This is a genomic window from Thermococcus marinus (assembly GCF_055389025.1).
On the sequence record NZ_AP042417.1, the window covers coordinates 687,709 to 703,485 of the forward strand.

Annotated in this window: 14 protein-coding genes and 1 pseudogene; 9 read left to right on the plus strand and 6 right to left on the minus strand. The window is 54.6% G+C overall.

What is annotated here, in order from left to right; translation table 11 throughout:
• Positions 1–8: 8 nt before the first annotated feature.
• Positions 9–1,166, minus strand: coding sequence for an MFS transporter (locus ACZ5ER_RS03640; protein ID WP_464934832.1), 1,158 nt, complete (start codon positions 1,164–1,166; stop codon positions 9–11).
• Positions 1,167–1,328: 162 nt separating this feature from the next.
• On the opposite strand from ACZ5ER_RS03640, the gene ACZ5ER_RS03645 reads away from it, so the two are divergent.
• Together ACZ5ER_RS03645 and ACZ5ER_RS03650 are read left to right on the plus strand one after the other, a co-directional pair.
• The gene (locus tag ACZ5ER_RS03645) at positions 1,329–2,483 is read left to right on the plus strand and encodes a pyridoxal-phosphate-dependent aminotransferase family protein (RefSeq protein WP_464934833.1); all 1,155 of its coding nucleotides are present in this window, start codon (positions 1,329–1,331) and stop codon (positions 2,481–2,483) included.
• 19 nt (positions 2,484–2,502) lie between these two features.
• Positions 2,503–3,240 carry a hypothetical protein gene (locus ACZ5ER_RS03650; protein WP_050002657.1) on the plus strand — a complete coding sequence of 246 codons (738 nt, stop codon included), beginning with the start codon at positions 2,503–2,505 and terminating at the stop codon, positions 3,238–3,240.
• On the opposite strand, the gene ACZ5ER_RS03655 is transcribed toward ACZ5ER_RS03650, so the two are convergent.
• Entirely contained in the window at positions 3,241–3,822 is a 582-nt protein-coding gene (locus ACZ5ER_RS03655) for a P-loop NTPase family protein (protein WP_464934834.1), read from the minus strand.
• Positions 3,823–3,854: 32 nt separating this feature from the next.
• A complete protein-coding gene (locus tag ACZ5ER_RS03660; RefSeq protein WP_050002659.1) occupies positions 3,855–5,234 on the minus strand; it encodes an ATP-binding protein in 1,380 nt (459 codons plus the stop codon).
• 212 nt (positions 5,235–5,446) lie between these two features.
• On the opposite strand from ACZ5ER_RS03660, the gene ACZ5ER_RS03665 reads away from it, so the two are divergent.
• The 3 genes from ACZ5ER_RS03665 to ACZ5ER_RS03675 all read left to right on the plus strand — a co-directional run bounded on the left by ACZ5ER_RS03665 (position 5,447) and on the right by ACZ5ER_RS03675 (position 7,848).
• Positions 5,447–6,349, plus strand: coding sequence for an asparagine synthetase A (locus tag ACZ5ER_RS03665; protein ID WP_464934835.1), 903 nt, complete (start codon positions 5,447–5,449; stop codon positions 6,347–6,349).
• 145 nt (positions 6,350–6,494) lie between these two features.
• Positions 6,495–7,166: a DUF257 family protein gene (locus ACZ5ER_RS03670; protein WP_050002661.1), complete on the plus strand. Its 672-nt coding sequence runs from the start codon at positions 6,495–6,497 to the stop codon at positions 7,164–7,166.
• A complete protein-coding gene (locus tag ACZ5ER_RS03675) occupies positions 7,153–7,848 on the plus strand; it encodes a DUF257 family protein (RefSeq protein WP_464934836.1) in 696 nt (231 codons plus the stop codon). Before ACZ5ER_RS03670 ends, ACZ5ER_RS03675 begins: the two co-directional genes overlap by 14 nt.
• A gap of 165 nt (positions 7,849–8,013) precedes the next feature.
• Here ACZ5ER_RS03675 and ACZ5ER_RS03680 read toward each other — a convergent pair whose 3' ends face one another.
• Genes ACZ5ER_RS03680 through nuoE form a run of 3 tightly spaced genes read right to left on the minus strand, consistent with a single transcriptional unit; the run spans position 8,014 to position 13,127 of the window.
• The gene (locus ACZ5ER_RS03680; RefSeq protein WP_464934837.1) at positions 8,014–10,866 is read right to left on the minus strand and encodes an NAD(P)-binding protein; all 2,853 of its coding nucleotides are present in this window, start codon (positions 10,864–10,866) and stop codon (positions 8,014–8,016) included.
• A gap of 1 nt (position 10,867) precedes the next feature.
• Entirely contained in the window at positions 10,868–12,670 is a 1,803-nt protein-coding gene (gene nuoF / locus ACZ5ER_RS03685; protein ID WP_464934838.1) for an NADH-quinone oxidoreductase subunit NuoF, read from the minus strand.
• Positions 12,663–13,127 carry an NADH-quinone oxidoreductase subunit NuoE gene (gene nuoE / locus ACZ5ER_RS03690; RefSeq protein ID WP_050002665.1) on the minus strand — a complete coding sequence of 155 codons (465 nt, stop codon included), beginning with the start codon at positions 13,125–13,127 and terminating at the stop codon, positions 12,663–12,665. The genes nuoF and nuoE overlap by 8 nt, the downstream gene beginning before the upstream one ends.
• A gap of 127 nt (positions 13,128–13,254) precedes the next feature.
• Between nuoE and ACZ5ER_RS03695 the strand changes: the two are divergent.
• The 4 genes and pseudogenes from ACZ5ER_RS03695 to pbp11 form a co-directional block, all read left to right on the plus strand.
• Positions 13,255–14,006 (plus strand): annotated as a pseudogene (locus ACZ5ER_RS03695) (nickel-dependent hydrogenase large subunit); the annotation flags it as partial.
• An 82-nt stretch (positions 14,007–14,088) separates the two neighbouring features.
• Entirely contained in the window at positions 14,089–14,760 is a 672-nt protein-coding gene (locus ACZ5ER_RS03700) for a DUF257 family protein (protein ID WP_050002666.1), read from the plus strand.
• Positions 14,760–15,464 carry a DUF257 family protein gene (locus tag ACZ5ER_RS03705; protein ID WP_050002667.1) on the plus strand — a complete coding sequence of 235 codons (705 nt, stop codon included), beginning with the start codon at positions 14,760–14,762 and terminating at the stop codon, positions 15,462–15,464. The genes ACZ5ER_RS03700 and ACZ5ER_RS03705 overlap by 1 nt, the downstream gene beginning before the upstream one ends.
• The gene (pbp11, locus tag ACZ5ER_RS03710; protein WP_227738771.1) at positions 15,461–15,775 is read left to right on the plus strand and encodes a tRNA-binding protein Pbp11; all 315 of its coding nucleotides are present in this window, start codon (positions 15,461–15,463) and stop codon (positions 15,773–15,775) included. The genes ACZ5ER_RS03705 and pbp11 overlap by 4 nt, the downstream gene beginning before the upstream one ends.
• The last annotated feature ends 2 nt before the right edge of the window (positions 15,776–15,777 follow it).

Sequence of the window (15,777 nt, forward strand, 5' to 3'; positions counted from 1 at the left end):
TAAAACCCTCAGCTCTTCAGGCGGGCCCCTTCCAGGATTAACCCAATCGAAAACGGCAGGAACGCCAAAAGAGCCAGATTGAGGGTAAGAAGCGAGTGAATCTCGCCGAGGGAATACGCCACACCGAAGAGCATCCCCCCGATGAAGGTCGAGAGGTTCTGCACCGCGTTTACCCCACCTATCGCGAGCGATGAGCGGTGGTAGCTCGCCAGCACCTTTCTGGAAATTGGCCGGAAGCTCTGGAAGGCAAAGAGTGCCAGGAAAATCCCGAAGAAAACCGTAGGGGCAGTCTTTATTGCGGCAAGGATGGGTGAAACTGCGGCCATCATGGAAGTCAGCTTCACCATCTTGGCCTCGCTCCTCACGTCCGCCGCCCATGAGACGAAGTAGCTCAGCAGGGAAGATAGGAAGCCCGTCCAGCCGAGGAGAACCGCAGTCCTTTCCTTGCTTATCCTCAGCGCCTCCGAGACGTAGACGTAGGTTATCTCGCCCGAGGTGAAGGCCACTATAACCGCCATCAGCGAGGCAATCGTTAGAACTCTTTTCGGGTTCAGGCTCGGCCTCTCACCGTCCGGCGTTTTCTTCCTCTTCGGTGTTATTTCGTCGTAGAGGAGGTAGTAGCTGAGGAGCATTATGAGGCCGGTCAGAACGAAGAACGCCGATGCAATCCACATCTGGCCGGCGAGGCCGAGCTTAACCGTGTAGGCGTAGACGTAGTTTCCAAGGAGGGATGCGATACTCCCAAAGAAGAAGTACACTGCCGTAACCCTCGCCCTTATCTCCCCCGGCGTCGCCACCGCAATGACGAACTGGGCCATCGGCCAGCTTAGACCGTTGAGAAAGCCGTTCAGAAGCTTTATCCCGACTACCTGGAGCCAGTTTGATGTGAGAGGATAGAGATGAACCGCCAGGGCGTTTCCCATCATCGCTATTGCTCCGAGGTAGACGAGCTTCTTTCCCCTCTCAAGGACTAAACCGCCGAGGACTGAGGAGAATGCCCTTGCAAGGACAAACGACATCGAGACGAGGGAGACCGCGAACATGCTCGCCTTGAGCACGTCCCTCGTGTAGAAAGCTATGGCAGGAGTCGCGAGGCGGAAAGCAATCGTGCCTGTAAAGGCGGATATTATGAGGAGTATGATTCCAATGAGCCTTCTGCGTTCCATTGAACCACCTTCTGAACGCTATGCGGTCTACTTAAAAGGCTTTGTTCCCCGAAAGTCTTTCAAAAATCGAACCAACATATGCATTTAGTTTCAAATTTTTTCGAGAATTTTCGAGCGAAGGATTTATTACCCCTCGCATCAACCCGCTTCGAGGTGATTGGAATGGAGCTCCACTTCGACATGCAGTACGAGGACGCTTATAGGGAAGTCTACGAGATGGTGAAGCCGAAGTACAAGCTCTTCACCGCCGGCCCGGTCGCCTGCTTCCCGGAAGTCCTCGCGATAATGAGCGTCCAGATGTTCAGCCACCGCTCGGCCGAGGCCAAGGCCGTTCACGTTGACACCCTCAACAGGCTCAAGGCCTTCCTTGAGGCCGACAAAGGCGAGATAATTCTCTTCCCGAGCTCTGGAACCGGCTTCATGGAGGCGGCAGTTAGAAACGCCGTACCGCACGGCGGAAAGGTCCTCGTGACCGTTATCGGGGCCTTCGGAAAGCGCTTTGCTGAAGTCGTCGAGGCCAACGGAAGGAAGGCCATCATCCTTGAGAAGGAGCCCGGCTATGCCATAAAGCCTGAGGAGCTCGACGACGCCCTCAGGAAGAACCCCGACGTTCAAGCTGTCACGATAACCTACAATGAGACCTCGACCGGTGTCCTCAACCCGCTCCCGGAGCTGGCCAAGGTCGTCCACGAGCACGACAAGCTCCTCTTCGTTGACGCCGTTTCAGCCATGGGCGGCGCTGACATCAAGTTCGACGAGTGGGGCATTGACCTCGTCTTTGCGAGCAGTCAGAAGGCCTTCGGCGTCCCGCCGGGACTGGCAGTCGCCGCTGTGAGCGAGCGCGTCTTCGAGATAGCCGAGAAGATGCCGGAGCGCGGCTGGTACTTCGACCTTCCGCTCTACAAGAAGTTCAATGCGAAGAAGAAGGGAACGCCCTCAACGCCTCCACTTCCGCAGATATTCGGCCTCAACGTCGTCCTGAGGATTATTGAGAAGATGGGTGGCAAAGAGGCCTGGCTCGACATGTACAGGAAGAGGAGCGAAATGATACGCGAGGGCGTCAAGGAGATGGGCCTTGGAATCCTTGCGGAGCCTGGCTACGAGAGCCCAACGATTACAGCCGTCGTCGTCCCCGAGGGAATGAAGGGCGTCGACGTCTACAACGCCATGCGCGAGCGCGGCTTCGAGCTTGCCAAGGGCTACGGAAGCGTCGCCGAGAAGACCTTCAGGATTGGAAACATGGGTTACATGACCTTCGACGACATCCGCGAGATGCTCGACAACCTCAGGGAAGTCATAGAAAAGCTTAAGGCCTGATTTCTCTTTCTTTTCAACTATGCGAAGGAGAACGGTTCTGGTAGTCCTGTGGCTCATCGGAAACGTCTTCGTCTTCTGGGCGATTGCCTTAACCGCGAGCGGTTACTCCCTGGAGGGTTACCTTCCCTGGGAGAGCTCCAAGGTTTTTACTTATTCTCCGGTTCTTCACTCCAAGCCCGGTGACGAGCCGACTGAAATCCTCTACATGGTCGGGCGGAACGGCGAGCTGTACTACTACATCGTCTGGCACGACGAGCATTTTGGCAATGCCCTCTTGGACAAGCTCTACCGCGTCATGAGGGGTTTAATCTACGGCACCACAGAGGACATAGAGGTCTTCGAGATAGACCCCGAAAACGGCTCCTTCTACTTCCAGACCTACGACCACTCGCCCGTTCACGGAAAAATATTTCCGGACGGCTCGTGCCTGTGGCTCGAACGCGGGCTGACTGTTCCCAACTGCACCGTCAACGGAACCCATGTGAAGCTCTACGTGGTCACGTGGAACCACATGCTCTCACTCCTCCCAGAGAACGGCACGGTTCGGGTTTCGCCAGAGATGAGGCACATGACCCCCGAGGACTACGTGGCCCTCGGTATGGTGAAGAGGACGAAGTACAGCATCGCGGGCATAACCTTCGGCTCGCTAACGGCTTCCCTCGTCGTTACGGTTCTCCTGAATCTCATACTCTTCGCCCTCTGGAAGAGAAAGCTTCTCCTGAGGGGAGGAAGAAGAAACGTGAGAAACCGCTGGTAGCTAAACTATCGGTTCGAGCTCCCCGTTCTTAATCCTGTAAATCCTGTTTATCTTCTTCATTCCGGTTCTCCAGTCCCTGCTCAGCTCGACGAGGATATCAAAGCGGTCGAAGGTCTTCTCGTCTATTCCAAGCCAGTGCATGACTTCAGCCTTCAGGTCATTGGTCATCACAAGGGAAGTGATGATAAAGGCGTAGTCGTCTATCAACCTGTCCAGAATTCTCGGGACGCTGACCGTGTGGAGGGTGTCTATCACCACGTAGTCCGGGTGGAGCCTTCTGAGCTCCTTGATAACCTCGTTGGTTCTCTCCTCCGTCGAGCGCTGGTCAAAGGCCGTATCAATGACCTCGATGTTAGGCTTGAAGGGCTTGAACTCGCCGTAGGCAGTTACGACCGCTATCCTCCAGTCGTCGGGGACGTAGTGGAGCAGTGCCTCGACCAGCTTCGTCTTTCCGCTCCTGCTCGTTCCGACTATGAGGATGTCCTTCTTTCCGAGAATCTTTTCCTTCAGGAGCTCCATCTGCTCGGGCCTTGCCGAGCCGTACCGTATCAAGTCCTCGGGCTTAAAGATGTAGACGCCCATTCGGTTCACCATTAGGTAGTTCTCGCCGGGGGTTATAACGGTATCTTTTGCTGGGTCTCAAAGTCGTTTAAGTCCCAGGCAAACCAACCCTCCTTTTTCAGCTCCTCTTTCCCTTCCAGACTCTTAGCTATAAACCCGTAGTTTTTCTCCCAGCCTTCAAGCCCCACCAACTCTGCTTTCCGCTCCAAGTCCTTCAAAACTCTCTGCGCTTCCCGCTCGCTTAAGTCCTTCCACTTCACCTCGACGAAGAGCGCCTTCTTCTCCCTCTCGTTCAAAGCGACTAAATCAATCTCCTCACCCCTGCGCCACCACCTGCCGATTTTCGTGAACTTAAACGGCAACTGTCCAACCTGGTTCAGCTCGATGAGGAACTGCTTGGCAATATTCTCAAAGACCCACCCGAGGTAGCGGTTGAAGTTCCTTTCAAAGTGCTCCAGCGCCTCATCCGGCATTCCAATCTCTATCCCTTCCCTGAACGGATAAACGAACGTGTAGTAGAAGGCGAAGTAGTTGTCCCGTATGAAATACCGCGAGTTTCTTGCCCGTTTTTTCGGCTTTTCCGTAACGGAGGCTTCCCTGCCGACTATTCCTAGGTTTATGAGTATGCTGAGGTAGCGTGTCAGCTTTGACCCGTCGAGTCCTGTAATGTTCCTCAGCTCGTTGAACGAGCGGTGGCCGTAGCTTATGGCCTCAAGAATCGTGTTGTAGGTGCTTAAATCGCGGAGCTCGTAGCGGAGCAGGTATTCTGCTTCGTCATAGAGGACGCCCCTTCCGAAGAACTCCTCCCGCGCGTTCTCCTCGGGCGAGAGTGACGGGTCGAGGCGGAGCAGGTACTCCGGGATTCCATCCACCATGCCGTAGACCTTGACGAGGTCTTCGAGGCTGTAATTCGGAAAAAACTCGCCGATGTGACGGAACTTCAGGGGTTCGACCCTGAGCGAGAGGGTTCTCCTCCCATAGATTGGACTGCCGTAGGAAACGAGCTCTTCCATCATCGAGACGCTCGAACCGCAGAGGACGATGCTCCCGCTTCCCCGGAAGTCAAGGTGCTCCTGAAGGACGCCGAGGATTCTGGGGTGATTTTTGGCCAAAATCTGGAATTCGTCAAAGATGACCACGACGTCTTCAGGCAGTCTCTCGAAGAATTCATCGAACGAGTGTACTGGATGCCTCAGCAGTGATTCATCACTTGTGAGCGAGAAGAGCTTCGCGTTGAGCGTTCTCAGGGTCTCGCTAACTTCTTCCTCCTTGCAGAGGTGGTAGAGGGTTCTGAACCCCCTGGAAGCCTCAACGAGGAGTCTCGTCTTCCCAACCCTTCTCCTACCGTAGACGATAATCAGTGCGCCCTTTTTGAAGGCCCTCCTCAGGGTCGTTAATTCTTCCTTCCTGTCAACGAACTTTTGCGTAATCATGATTATATAATCGCTATTATACCACTTAAAGGTTTTCGCTCCACGCGCTGTTTTCCATGTCCTACTTTTTTCAGGATGTTAAAATTCTCTAAAAATTTGGTCCAATTTTCAAAGAATCTCAAAAATTCATGTTAAAATTTGACTTCCGTTCAAAATTTTCTGCACAAATGCAATAAACCCGAAGGCACTCTGACGAAAATTGGGTGATTGATATGAACGCTCTCCAAATCGTAAGCAGGAAAATTGACCCGATTGCAGAGGTTCAGACGAGGGCCATAACTTATCTCACAGGCGAGCTGTCGAGGAAAGGCTTCCGCTGGTTGCTACCGGTGATGCTCAGCTCGATAACCGACCCGCTCTGGCCCGAGCCTTCCTCCGAGGAGGCCCTGAGACCGCCGGAGGTCGAGGTCTACGGGGAAAAGCTCAGGCTGATGCATAGTATGATACTCCACAAGCAGATGGCCGTCGCGATGGGGATAGATAAGCTCTTCGTCCTCTCGCCCAACATACGGCTCGAGGGCAGGGAATCAGACGACGGAAGGCACGCCTACGAGTTCACCCAGCTCGACTTCGAAATTGCCCGCGCGAGCATGGACGACGTTATGAGTCTGATAGAGGAGCTCATCGTCGGCCTCTTCCGCGAGCTCAGACCTGTCGTCTGGGAGTCCTTCGAGAGGGAGCTTCCAAAGCCGAGGAGGCCATTCAAACGCTTCACCCTTGAGGAAATCCTCGAAGAGTTCGGGAGCGAGGAGGAGGCGAGCAGAGAAATGGGAGAGCCCTTCTGGATAACTGGAATCCCGAGGGAGTTCTACGACAGGGAAGTTGACGGAATCTGGAGAAACTACGACCTCTATTTGCCTGAAGGCTACGGCGAGGTCTCGAGCGGTGGCGAGCGGGAGTGGGAGTACGAGAAGATACTGGCGAAAATACGCGCCTCTGGCCTGAGCGAGGAGGCCTTCAGGCCGTACCTTGAGGTGGCCAAGGCCGGTCTCCTTAGGCCGAGTGCTGGAGCGGGAATCGGCGTCGAGAGGCTAATCCGCTACATAGTCGGGGCGAAGCACATAGTCGAAGTCCAGCCCTTCCCAAGGATTCCGGGTGTTCCTGCGGTTATTTAACCTCCGTTATTTCTTTAACGGCACCTATTAGTTCTGTGGCAGTTTTTTGTCCTCCCTGCTGTTGTGCAGTCTTGTGCGGGTTCTTGGTAGAAATCGGTAGAAAAGGTTTTATTCTCCTCATTACAGCCCTGAATAGGGGGTTGTGATGAAAGCAGAAGTTTCAGAACTCCTTGAGTTAGTAAAGCATGGAGAAATGGTAATAGTTGAACACGAGACGTCTTACGTTTCGGAGTTTTTACTCAAGCTCCTTGCGGACTACACACGGGAAAGCGGGGTTCCCTTCGTGATTGAGGATTATTTTGATAGTCTTTACACATTGCTTGTTCACAGTGATATCCTCGGTCTTGATGTTGATATCGGCCACTCTTACGTCCTGAAGGTTGGGGGCAGACATAAGGTGGGGGGCACCGTCAGGCAGGTGGAGTTCCACCCGGACCCGAGGGTTTTCCTCAGAAACTACGATGGGGCGTCTCCCCAGTTGGGGGGGATAGATGGCCCGGCTTTGCACCTGGTTCTTGGTTTTGAAAACGTCCTTTACTTCGTGCGGGACGTCCGGGACTTCTACCGTCTGCTCCTCGGTATCCAGCGCTACGTGGGCAATAACCAGAGAAAGACATTGTATCTTCTTCCATCAGGGTTCTTCGCAAACCTGCCCCGCTACATTCTCCCCGAGCTACGGAGGATAGCCACTGGACTCTGGGCCGCTGAAACTCTCCCCATGGGTCTTTCCGTGTCGATTCGGAAGAGCTCTGACCTGACTTTAACTGGCATGAAGTTTGAGGTAGAGCTTGGGGGTGACCTCAGTGAAAGACGCTAAACTTGCCGTTGCAACGGCAAAGGACATCGAGAGGATCCTCGACGAAGTCAGGTTCGGGGGCTTCACGCTGGTCAAGAACTACTCAATGGTGGGTGCTGAGCTCATGCTCTACGCTCTCCTCAACTACACCTACGGGCACAGTTTGCCGGTCATTGTGGAGGACATATTCGATGCCTTTGCTGGCTACGTGAGGCACTTTGATGTCATGGGGCTTGCCCCTCCGATGGACCACGTTGGGGTTCTGAAGGTTGGCGGTATTGATGAGGTTGGGAACGTCTTTGGTAAGCTCCAGTTTGAGGCAGACCCCTTGCTTTATATCAAGAAAAAGGAGAGGGCAGTAAAAGAGGCGATAGGGGACGATCCCCACGTGTACATTATCACGGGATTTGAGAGACTTCTTGGGTTCCAGCGTGATATCAAGAGCGTCTATGCCATTGCCAGCCACATGCGCGAGGAGCTGGGGAACGAGAAGAGGCTGGTAATCAGCATAGTCGAGGGGCACGTTATTGAGGGCTTTCCCATGAACCCGCTTCCCCTGCTTGAAGGTGTTGCCACTTCGGTCATCGAACTCCACGACCGTGAAGACTTAGTCTGTCTTGACCTCAAAAAGTCCGTATTTAACATCCTCGGGGGGACGAACAAACTATTTGTAAGGCCCGCAGACGTTGTTGGCTGGTGCTGACCTCCTCCCCGCCGTGAACGGCGAGGCTTTCAAAAGAAAAAAGTAAAGTCTTCTCGAGTTTTCTGTGTTGTCGTCCCAATGCATTCTTTTCAAGCCATCTAAAGAGATTCCCACGGTTTCTTCCGGCGTTGTTGGGTTTTGAGGAGAAAAGGAAAATCAAAAGCGCTACAAAAAGACTTCCAGCGGCGAACGGCCCTCGCGCGCCTTCTCCACCTTCAGCTCCATTCCAAAGGCGTTGGTTACCGTCCCGCTCCTCTCAGCCCAGAGGCCGGTCGGGACTACCAGCACGTCCCCGTCGAGCTCCAGCTTTGTCCTCCCCACCACGACGTAGGCTTTGCTCTCCGGGATTCCAGTTACCCCTGCCTTTAGAAGTCCGACAGCATTGACGCCCTCGTGGAGGATTAGCGTTGGGACGTCGAGAGGTTCTCCCCCTTCGAGGATTGCAACCTCGTAGCCCTCCTCAACGATTTCCTTGCCCCTCAGGAGTATCTTGAGCAGCGGGAACTTCTTCGGGTCTGCCTTCAGGAGGACGCGCTTTGCCTTCCTGATGTCCTCAAGCGTGGCCGTGGAGATGCCTCCGCTCACAGTCGAGCCTATTGGAATGCCCTTCCCCTCTGCAAAGGCCTTGAGCCGGGCGATTTCCTCGTTCGTCAGCTCTGGTGTCAGGATTAAGGCATAGTCGCCCTTCTCAATGAACTGCTTCGCCTCCTCCCAGCTCACCGGCTCGCCGTTGAGGAGCGGGCCGGCAAGGTCTTCGGCCCATGGCCTGGCGAAGCGGCAGTAGTCGCAGAGGTGGCCGTTCCATGAGTTCTCCACCCTCGAAGCCCTCACGAGCATACCGTCGTAGACCTCTATCCCCATTTCACATGCGAAGGAACAACCGTTGCAGACCGTCTTTACGGTTTTTGTCTTCCAGGGCCCTGGCTTGACGAACGGAAGCTTCTCAGTTATCGCCCCGACAGGACAGAGGTCTATCATCTCGCCGATGAACTTACCCTCCACCTCTCCGAGGCTCTCCCCGAGCGGCGGCGAGATTCTCGTCTTAAATCCGCGGAAGAGGTAGTCCAGCACTCCTTCTCCCGCCACCTCATGGGTGAAGTTGACGCACTGGCCGCAGAGGACGCACTTGTTGTTGTCGAGCGTTACCCACGGGTGGCTCTCGTCTATCTCGAACTTGTTCCCCTCGCCCTCGAAGGCGTCCTGCCTGGCGTTGTAGAGCGTGGCGTACTCCCTCAGCTTGCAGCGGAAGACCTCCATACAGCCGCAGCTCATACAGCGCTTCGCTTCTTCAAGGACCTGCTCCTCGGTTAGGGCCGGCTCGACCTCCTCGAAGGTTCTCTTCCTCTTTTCCGGATCGAGGAGCTTCACCTTCGCCCTCGGCTTTCTTTCGACATGCTCATAGTCCTTCTCGGTTACTTTCTTCCAGTGGTTGTAGGGTCTAAGGTCAAAGAGAACGTTATAGAGGTCGTCGTCGCTTAGGACTTCCTCTATGTGCTTCTCGGGCTCGGTGAGAACGGCTTTAGCCTTTTCCAGCTTGCCTTTAAGATACAAGTTTATCATTATCGCGGCCCTTCTTCCGGTGGCTATGCTCTCGATAACCGTTGACGGCCCGAGGACGAGGTCGCCGCCGGCGAAGACACCGGGAACGCTCGTCTGGAGCGTCACCTCATCAACGAGGGCCTTTCCGCGCCTCGCCTCAATGCCGAGGCTCTTCAGGAACTCCTCGTCGCAGTACTGACCTATAGCTAAGATCACGTTGTCCGCTTTGACTTTGAACTCCGAGCCCTCAACCGGTATCGGCCTCCTCCTTCCGCTTGAATCTGGCTCGCCGAGGCGCATCTTGACTAGCTCTACCTCCTCGACCTTCCCGTCTCCGATAATCTTCACCGGATTGGTCAGGAACATGAACTCGACGCCCTCTTCCATGGCCTCCTCGACTTCCCTCTCGTTGGCGGGCATCTCTGCCTTCGAACGGCGGTAGACGACTGTGACCTTTGCACCGAGCCTCAGAGCCGTCCTCGCAACGTCCATGGCCGTGTTTCCGCCGCCGACGACTATGACGCGCTCCCCGAGCTCGACCTTTTCGCCCATGTTAACCTTCCTGAGGAACTCTATTCCGTGCATGACACCTTCAAGCTCCTCGCCCGGAATCCCCATTTTCCTGCTTCTCCAGGCCCCGACGCCGAGGAAGACGGCATCGTACCTCTCGCGGAGCTCCTCAAGGCTTACGTCCCTTCCGAGGGCGGTGTTGGTCTTCACCTCTATGCCTGTGTTTATCACTGTCGCAATGTCCCTGTCTAAGACGTCCTTCGGGAGCCTGTAGGGCGGAATGCCGTAGCGCATCATTCCTCCAAGTTCCGGCATCGCCTCGATTATCGTGACCTCGTGGCCCTTAAGGCGGAGGTAGTAGGCGCACGCTAATCCAGCGGGCCCTCCTCCGACGACGGCAATCCTCTTTCCGGTTGAGGGTGGAATCTCAGGCATCCACGGGCCGTGCTCGAGGTCGTAGTCAGCGGCAAAACGCTTGAGCTGCCTTATCGCCAGCGGTTCATCAACGAGGTTCCTCCGGCAGGCGTCCTCACAGAAGGCCGGGCAGACCCTTCCGAGAACAGCCGGCAGGATGTACTTCTCCTTCATCAGCTTGACCGTCTCGTGGTACTTGCCCATCGCTATGAGTGCGAGGTATCCCTGAACGTCGCTGTGGGCCGGACAGGCATCCTGACAGGGACCGATACAGTCGCCGTAGTGGTTGGATAAGATGAGTTCAAGCGCCGTCTTCCTCATCGAAACGACTTCATCGGTGAGTGTCTCTACCTCAAGCCCCTCCACTGGCTTGAGGGTGCACGAGGTGGTAACCCCTCTCTTAGTGGAGATGAGGCAGAGCCTGCAGGAGCCGTAAGGGTCAAGCTCTTCATTGTAGCAGAAGCCGGGCACGTGGCCCATCTCGCGGAGGAGCTCTATGAGCGGCCTCCCTTCAGGGGCCTCGACTTCCTTTCCGTTGACCTTGATTTTGACCATCTCACTCACCCCCTGCATCGACTATCTCTATGGCGTTGAACCGGCAAACCTCGTAGCACGTCCCGCACTTGATGCACTCCTCCTGGTTGATAACGTGGGGCTTGAGCTTCTCGCCTTTGATAGCTTTCACCGGGCAGAATATGGCACATGCAGTACAGCCGGTGCACCTGTCTGCGATGATGACGTACTTGATGAGCGGCTTACAGACCTTGGCCGGGCACTTCCCTTCGATGTGCGCCAGGTATTCGTCCCTGAAGTAGCGGAGCGTCGTGAGGACGGGGTTTGGAGCAGTCTGCCCGAGACCGCAGAGAGAGCCGGCTTTGACCTGATAGGCGAGCCGTTCGAGCTTCTCAAGATCTTCTTCAGTTGCCTCGCCCCTCGTGAACTTGTCAAGGATTTCCCACATCCTCTTGGTGCCAAGACGGCAGAAGGTGCACTTTCCGCAGGATTCCTTCACCGTGAAGTCGAGGAAGAACTTGGCAACGTCCACCATACAGGTGTCCTCGTCCATGACGACCATTCCACCGCTCCCCATTATCGCACCTGTCGCCGTAACGCTCTCGTAGTCAACGGGCGTGTCGAAGAGATATTCGGGAATGCAGCCTCCGGAGGGGCCGCCGAGCTGGACGGCCTTAATCTTCTTACCCGTCTTCGTCCCACCGCCTATTTCGTAGAGTATCTCCCTCAGCGTCATTCCCATCGGAACTTCGACGTTTCCGCCGTGCTTTATCTTGCCCGACAGGGCAAAGACCTTCGTTCCCTTGCTCTTCTCGGTTCCTATCGAGGCGTAGGCCTCCCAGCCGTGCTTGATTATCCACGGCACGTTCGCCCACGTTTCCACGTTGTTGATGTTGGTGGGCTTGCCCCAGAGGCCCTTCTGGGCCGGATAGGGCGGCCTCGGCCTCGGCATCCCGCGCTTGCCCTCTATGGAAGCTATCAAAGCTGTTTCCTCACCGCAGACGAACGCTCCAGCACCTTCCTTAATGACGATGTCGAAAGAGAAGCCAGAACCAAGGATGTTCTCACCGAGGAAACCCCTCTCGCGCGCCTGCTTCAGCGCTATCTTCAGCCTCCTTATGGCCAGCGGGTACTCGGCACGGACGTAGATGAAGCCCTTCGTCGCTCCAATCGCGTATGCACCGATTATCATACCCTCAATGACGCGGTGCGGGTCGCCCTCAAGGACGTTCCTGTCCATGAAGGCTCCGGGGTCGCCTTCGTCGGCGTTGCAGATGACGTACTTCTCGTCTCCTGGAGCTTCCCTCGTGAACTTCCACTTCAGCCCGGTCGGGAACCCTGCACCGCCCCTTCCCCTGAGGCCGGACTTCGTAATGATGTCTATAATCTCCTCCGGCTTCATCTTGAGGGCCTTTTTGAGGGCTTCATAGCCTCCAACAGCGATGTACTCGTCTATGTTCTCGGGGTCGATGTAGCCGGAGTTTTCGAGCACTATCTTTTTCTGTTTGGCGAAGTAGCCGTCAACGTCCCACGTCTTCCTCTCGCCGTTCTCCCACCAGTCGCGCTTGACAATCCACTCTTCTATGGGCTTTCCGTTGATAACGTGCTCCTCTATGATCCTGGGGACCTTCTTGGGGTCAACGTGGCCGTAGGTGATTATCTCCTCATCGGTGATGATGTCCACGAGGGGCTCGCGGTAGCACATGCCGATGCAGCCGACTATCTTGAGCTCCACGTCGAGGTTTCTCTCCTCAAGCTCGGCCTTTATGGCAGCGTAGGTTTCCCTCGCGCCCGCCGCTATTCCGCAGGAGTTCATGCCGACTGCAATGGCCTTAATTTCAGACATCGAGCTTCCCCTCCCTGAGCTTTCTCATCAGCTTCCTGACCTTCTCGGGCGTGAGCTTGCCGAAGACCTTGTCGTTTATCATTATGACCGGCGCTAAACTGCAGCATCCGAGACAGGCGACGCGCTCCAGCGTTACGAGACCGTCCTCCGTCGTTTGCCCTTCCTCAATCCCAAGCTCCTCGGTTATGGCCTGGGATATGTTCACGGCGCCGTTTACGTGGCAGGCCGTCCCGTGACAGATTTTGACGACGTACTTCCCGAGGGGCTCGAAGCGGAACTGGGCGTAGAAGGTGGCGACGCCGTACACCCTGCTGAGCGGGACACCGAGGTAGTTCGCAATCTCCTCAAGGGCCTTCCTGGGAAGGTAGCCGAACTTTTCCTGCGTTCGCTGGAGAAGAGGAATGAGGGAGCTCGGTTCCGGGGGATATGAGTGGATGTAGCTAAGGTCATCACCCATCTGCATCACCACGGAGCTTTAGTCGGAAAAAACTTCGACTTCAATGTTTATAAGGGTGCATCAAAGTACAAGTTTGTAACAAATGGTTGGCAACCATCTGTTTAGAAGCTTCGCCTTTCACGGCGGAGAGGAGGTCAGGGACGAAGGCTTGAGACACCTCAAGAAGTTCGAGGAGAAGCGCGCGAAAGCCTTCCAGAAGGAGCTCCCGCAGGAAGGCCCCGCCGACATGCTCGATTTAGCGTACAACAGCCAGGTGTGAAAGAAGTACGCCGAGGTATGCCTGCCCGCGACAACGGCAACATGGTCTGTCCGACGTGCCGCTGCTACGAGGTCTGCGACCGCTGGTTGACGCGTACAGCTCCGCCAGGGGGAGGTGCTACGACTCGTGCTTTATGGTCGGTTCACTGGCAAGACTACTCCTCAAGTCGGAGATGCTCACCCCTGAAGCAAAAGGCTATTCGAGGAGCACAGGGAGAAGCTTACCACTGGATACGTCAGCTACAACAACCTGGCCCCGGCGATAGAGCTGGTCTATGCCCTTGAGCGGGCTAGGAGATAGCGAAGACTCTCCTGGATAGAGGCATCGAAGGGGAGAACGTCCCCGTTGAACCCAGGGAAGGCGAGGGTATCGGCTACGTTGAGGCACCGAGTGGAGTCCTCATACACCACTACCGCACCGACTCGGACGGCAAAATAGCGTACTCAAACATCATAACGCCCACCGCCCTAAACCACGCGATGATGGAGGCCAGCCTGCTGGAGGAGGCGAGTAAGCTCTACGGAGAAGTCGATGAGCAGGCCATGATGCATCGCCTTGAGGAGACTATAAGAGCCTTTGACCCGTGCATCTCCTGTTCTGTGCACCTGGTACGGCTTTGATGGGGGATATTTTGCAAATTTTTACAAATTCTTGGAAAACATTTATATCCGCTCACGACAACTCTATAGCAAGGTGAGAGGTATGGAATGGAAAAAGGTGGCCGAGATAGTTGATGCCATCTTTCCAGGGGAGACTGTTCTCGTGAAATATTCGACTTCATATATCCCAGAGTTTCTCCTGAGGTTCTTTGTAGAGCACACTTCAGAGCGGAACATATCCTTGGTTATAGATGATGACTTTGATGCCCTTTACAAGATACTCACCCATGCGGAGTGCATTGGCCTAACGATAGACCTGAACAGGGACAATGTTTATGTCCTCAAAACCGGTGGAAAATTCAAGGTCGGAAACGTTGTGGCAAACGTCCCCTTCAACACGGACTCTAGGGTATACCTAGCCAATTATGCTGCAGCAAGCTCTAAAGTCTTTCAGGAGATACCTTCGACATCAATAAACCTGGTTCTCGGCCTGGAAGACCTGTTTCTATCCATGGAAAGTCCCCTCGATGTGTATCAGATGGTGCTCCGCGTGCAAAAGTTCCTAGGAAACGAGAAAAGGAAAGCTTTCTACATAGTAAATGAGGAAGTCATGGAGAGCCTTCCTGTGAAAATTCTAGGAGAGCTCGAAAGGATTGCTACCACAGTCATAAGACTCATCCCGTACCACACAGGTGCCCGCGTCCAGGTTCTGAAGAGTATAAACCCGCACTTAATGGGGGTGGAAGCTGGGATAGACATAAGGGGGTGGGACTGATGAACTCTCTGGAGCGGCGAGTTATGATAACAAAGGAGAACATTGACATCATATTTGATTACTTACTGTCCGGAGACGTTGAAGTGATAGAAAACAGTGCCATTCTCGGGGTAGAATTTGCCCTTCACATGTTCATGGAGTACTCCAAGCGTCGGGGCGTTCCCTTGATAGTGGAAGATATCTTCGATACCCTACCTGTGTATCTCACTCACTTGAGATTCTTGGGAGTTAACTTTGAAGACCTGGACATGAAAGTCATAAAAGTTGGTGGAAGCCAAGATGCCGGCAACGTGGTCGCGAGGGTTCGTTTTGAGACAGACCCATTGATTTATCAGAGGAAAATCGACCAAAAGTTGCAAAAGATAATCCCAGACGGGAAATACATACACCTCGTGCTCGGCCTGGAAAGGCTTCTCTCCATCCAAAACAACCCCCACATGATCCGCGCTGTCTTGTCTTCGATACGGCAGAAATTAGGTGAGAAAGACGGAATGAGCGTTTATATCCTGGAAAAGCCTTTGGCCAAAAACCCACTCTTTAATCCACTTCCTATGCTGGAGGACCTCGCTACCTCTGTCATAGAGCTGGTGGATGAGGGAGCTGGGATTATCGGAGTCTATCTAAAGAAGTCCCGTCTGGCTCTGCTGATGAACACCCAGCGTCTCCTAATCTCCCCTCGGGATGTCGTTGGGTGGTGGGAGTGAGCTTCCTGAAAAAGTTCTTTGGGAGGCAGGGGAAGGCGGAGGAAATCAAAATAGTATCCAGAAACCCTGTCGGAAAGTTTAGGGTCGAGCAAAGCCTCAACGTTCTCGGAAAGGAGATGCTGATTGGAGAGGTTGAGGGCATAATGTACCCCGGATACAAGGTCAAGGGGGAAAGCGTTGCCATAATCCGAGAAATCCAGAGGGACAGGAAAAAAGTCGACTTCGCTGTTGACGGTGATAGAGTCGCGCTTGTTCTTGAGGGGAAGACAAACGCTAAAAAAGGAGACGTCCTTGAGGTCTACCAGTCGTGAGG

Excerpts from the sequence above, each read along its gene's own strand:
- ACZ5ER_RS03680 (WP_464934837.1), bottom strand. The coding sequence starts at position 10,866 with ATGGTCAAAATCAAGGTCAACGGAAAGGAAGTCGAGGCCCCTGAAGGG.
- ACZ5ER_RS03650 (WP_050002657.1), top strand. The coding sequence starts at position 2,503 with ATGCGAAGGAGAACGGTTCTGGTAGTCCTGTGGCTCATCGGAAACGTC.
- ACZ5ER_RS03660 (WP_050002659.1), bottom strand. The coding sequence starts at position 5,234 with ATGATTACGCAAAAGTTCGTTGACAGGAAGGAAGAATTAACGACCCTG.
- ACZ5ER_RS03645 (WP_464934833.1), top strand. The coding sequence starts at position 1,329 with ATGGAGCTCCACTTCGACATGCAGTACGAGGACGCTTATAGGGAAGTC.
- ACZ5ER_RS03665 (WP_464934835.1), top strand. The coding sequence starts at position 5,447 with ATGAACGCTCTCCAAATCGTAAGCAGGAAAATTGACCCGATTGCAGAG.
- ACZ5ER_RS03640 (WP_464934832.1), bottom strand. The coding sequence starts at position 1,166 with ATGGAACGCAGAAGGCTCATTGGAATCATACTCCTCATAATATCCGCC.
- nuoF (WP_464934838.1), bottom strand. The coding sequence starts at position 12,670 with ATGTCTGAAATTAAGGCCATTGCAGTCGGCATGAACTCCTGCGGAATA.
- ACZ5ER_RS03705 (WP_050002667.1), top strand. The coding sequence starts at position 14,760 with ATGAACTCTCTGGAGCGGCGAGTTATGATAACAAAGGAGAACATTGAC.
- ACZ5ER_RS03670 (WP_050002661.1), top strand. The coding sequence starts at position 6,495 with ATGAAAGCAGAAGTTTCAGAACTCCTTGAGTTAGTAAAGCATGGAGAA.
- nuoE (WP_050002665.1), bottom strand. The coding sequence starts at position 13,127 with ATGGGTGATGACCTTAGCTACATCCACTCATATCCCCCGGAACCGAGC.
- ACZ5ER_RS03655 (WP_464934834.1), bottom strand. The coding sequence starts at position 3,822 with ATGGGCGTCTACATCTTTAAGCCCGAGGACTTGATACGGTACGGCTCG.
- ACZ5ER_RS03700 (WP_050002666.1), top strand. The coding sequence starts at position 14,089 with ATGGAATGGAAAAAGGTGGCCGAGATAGTTGATGCCATCTTTCCAGGG.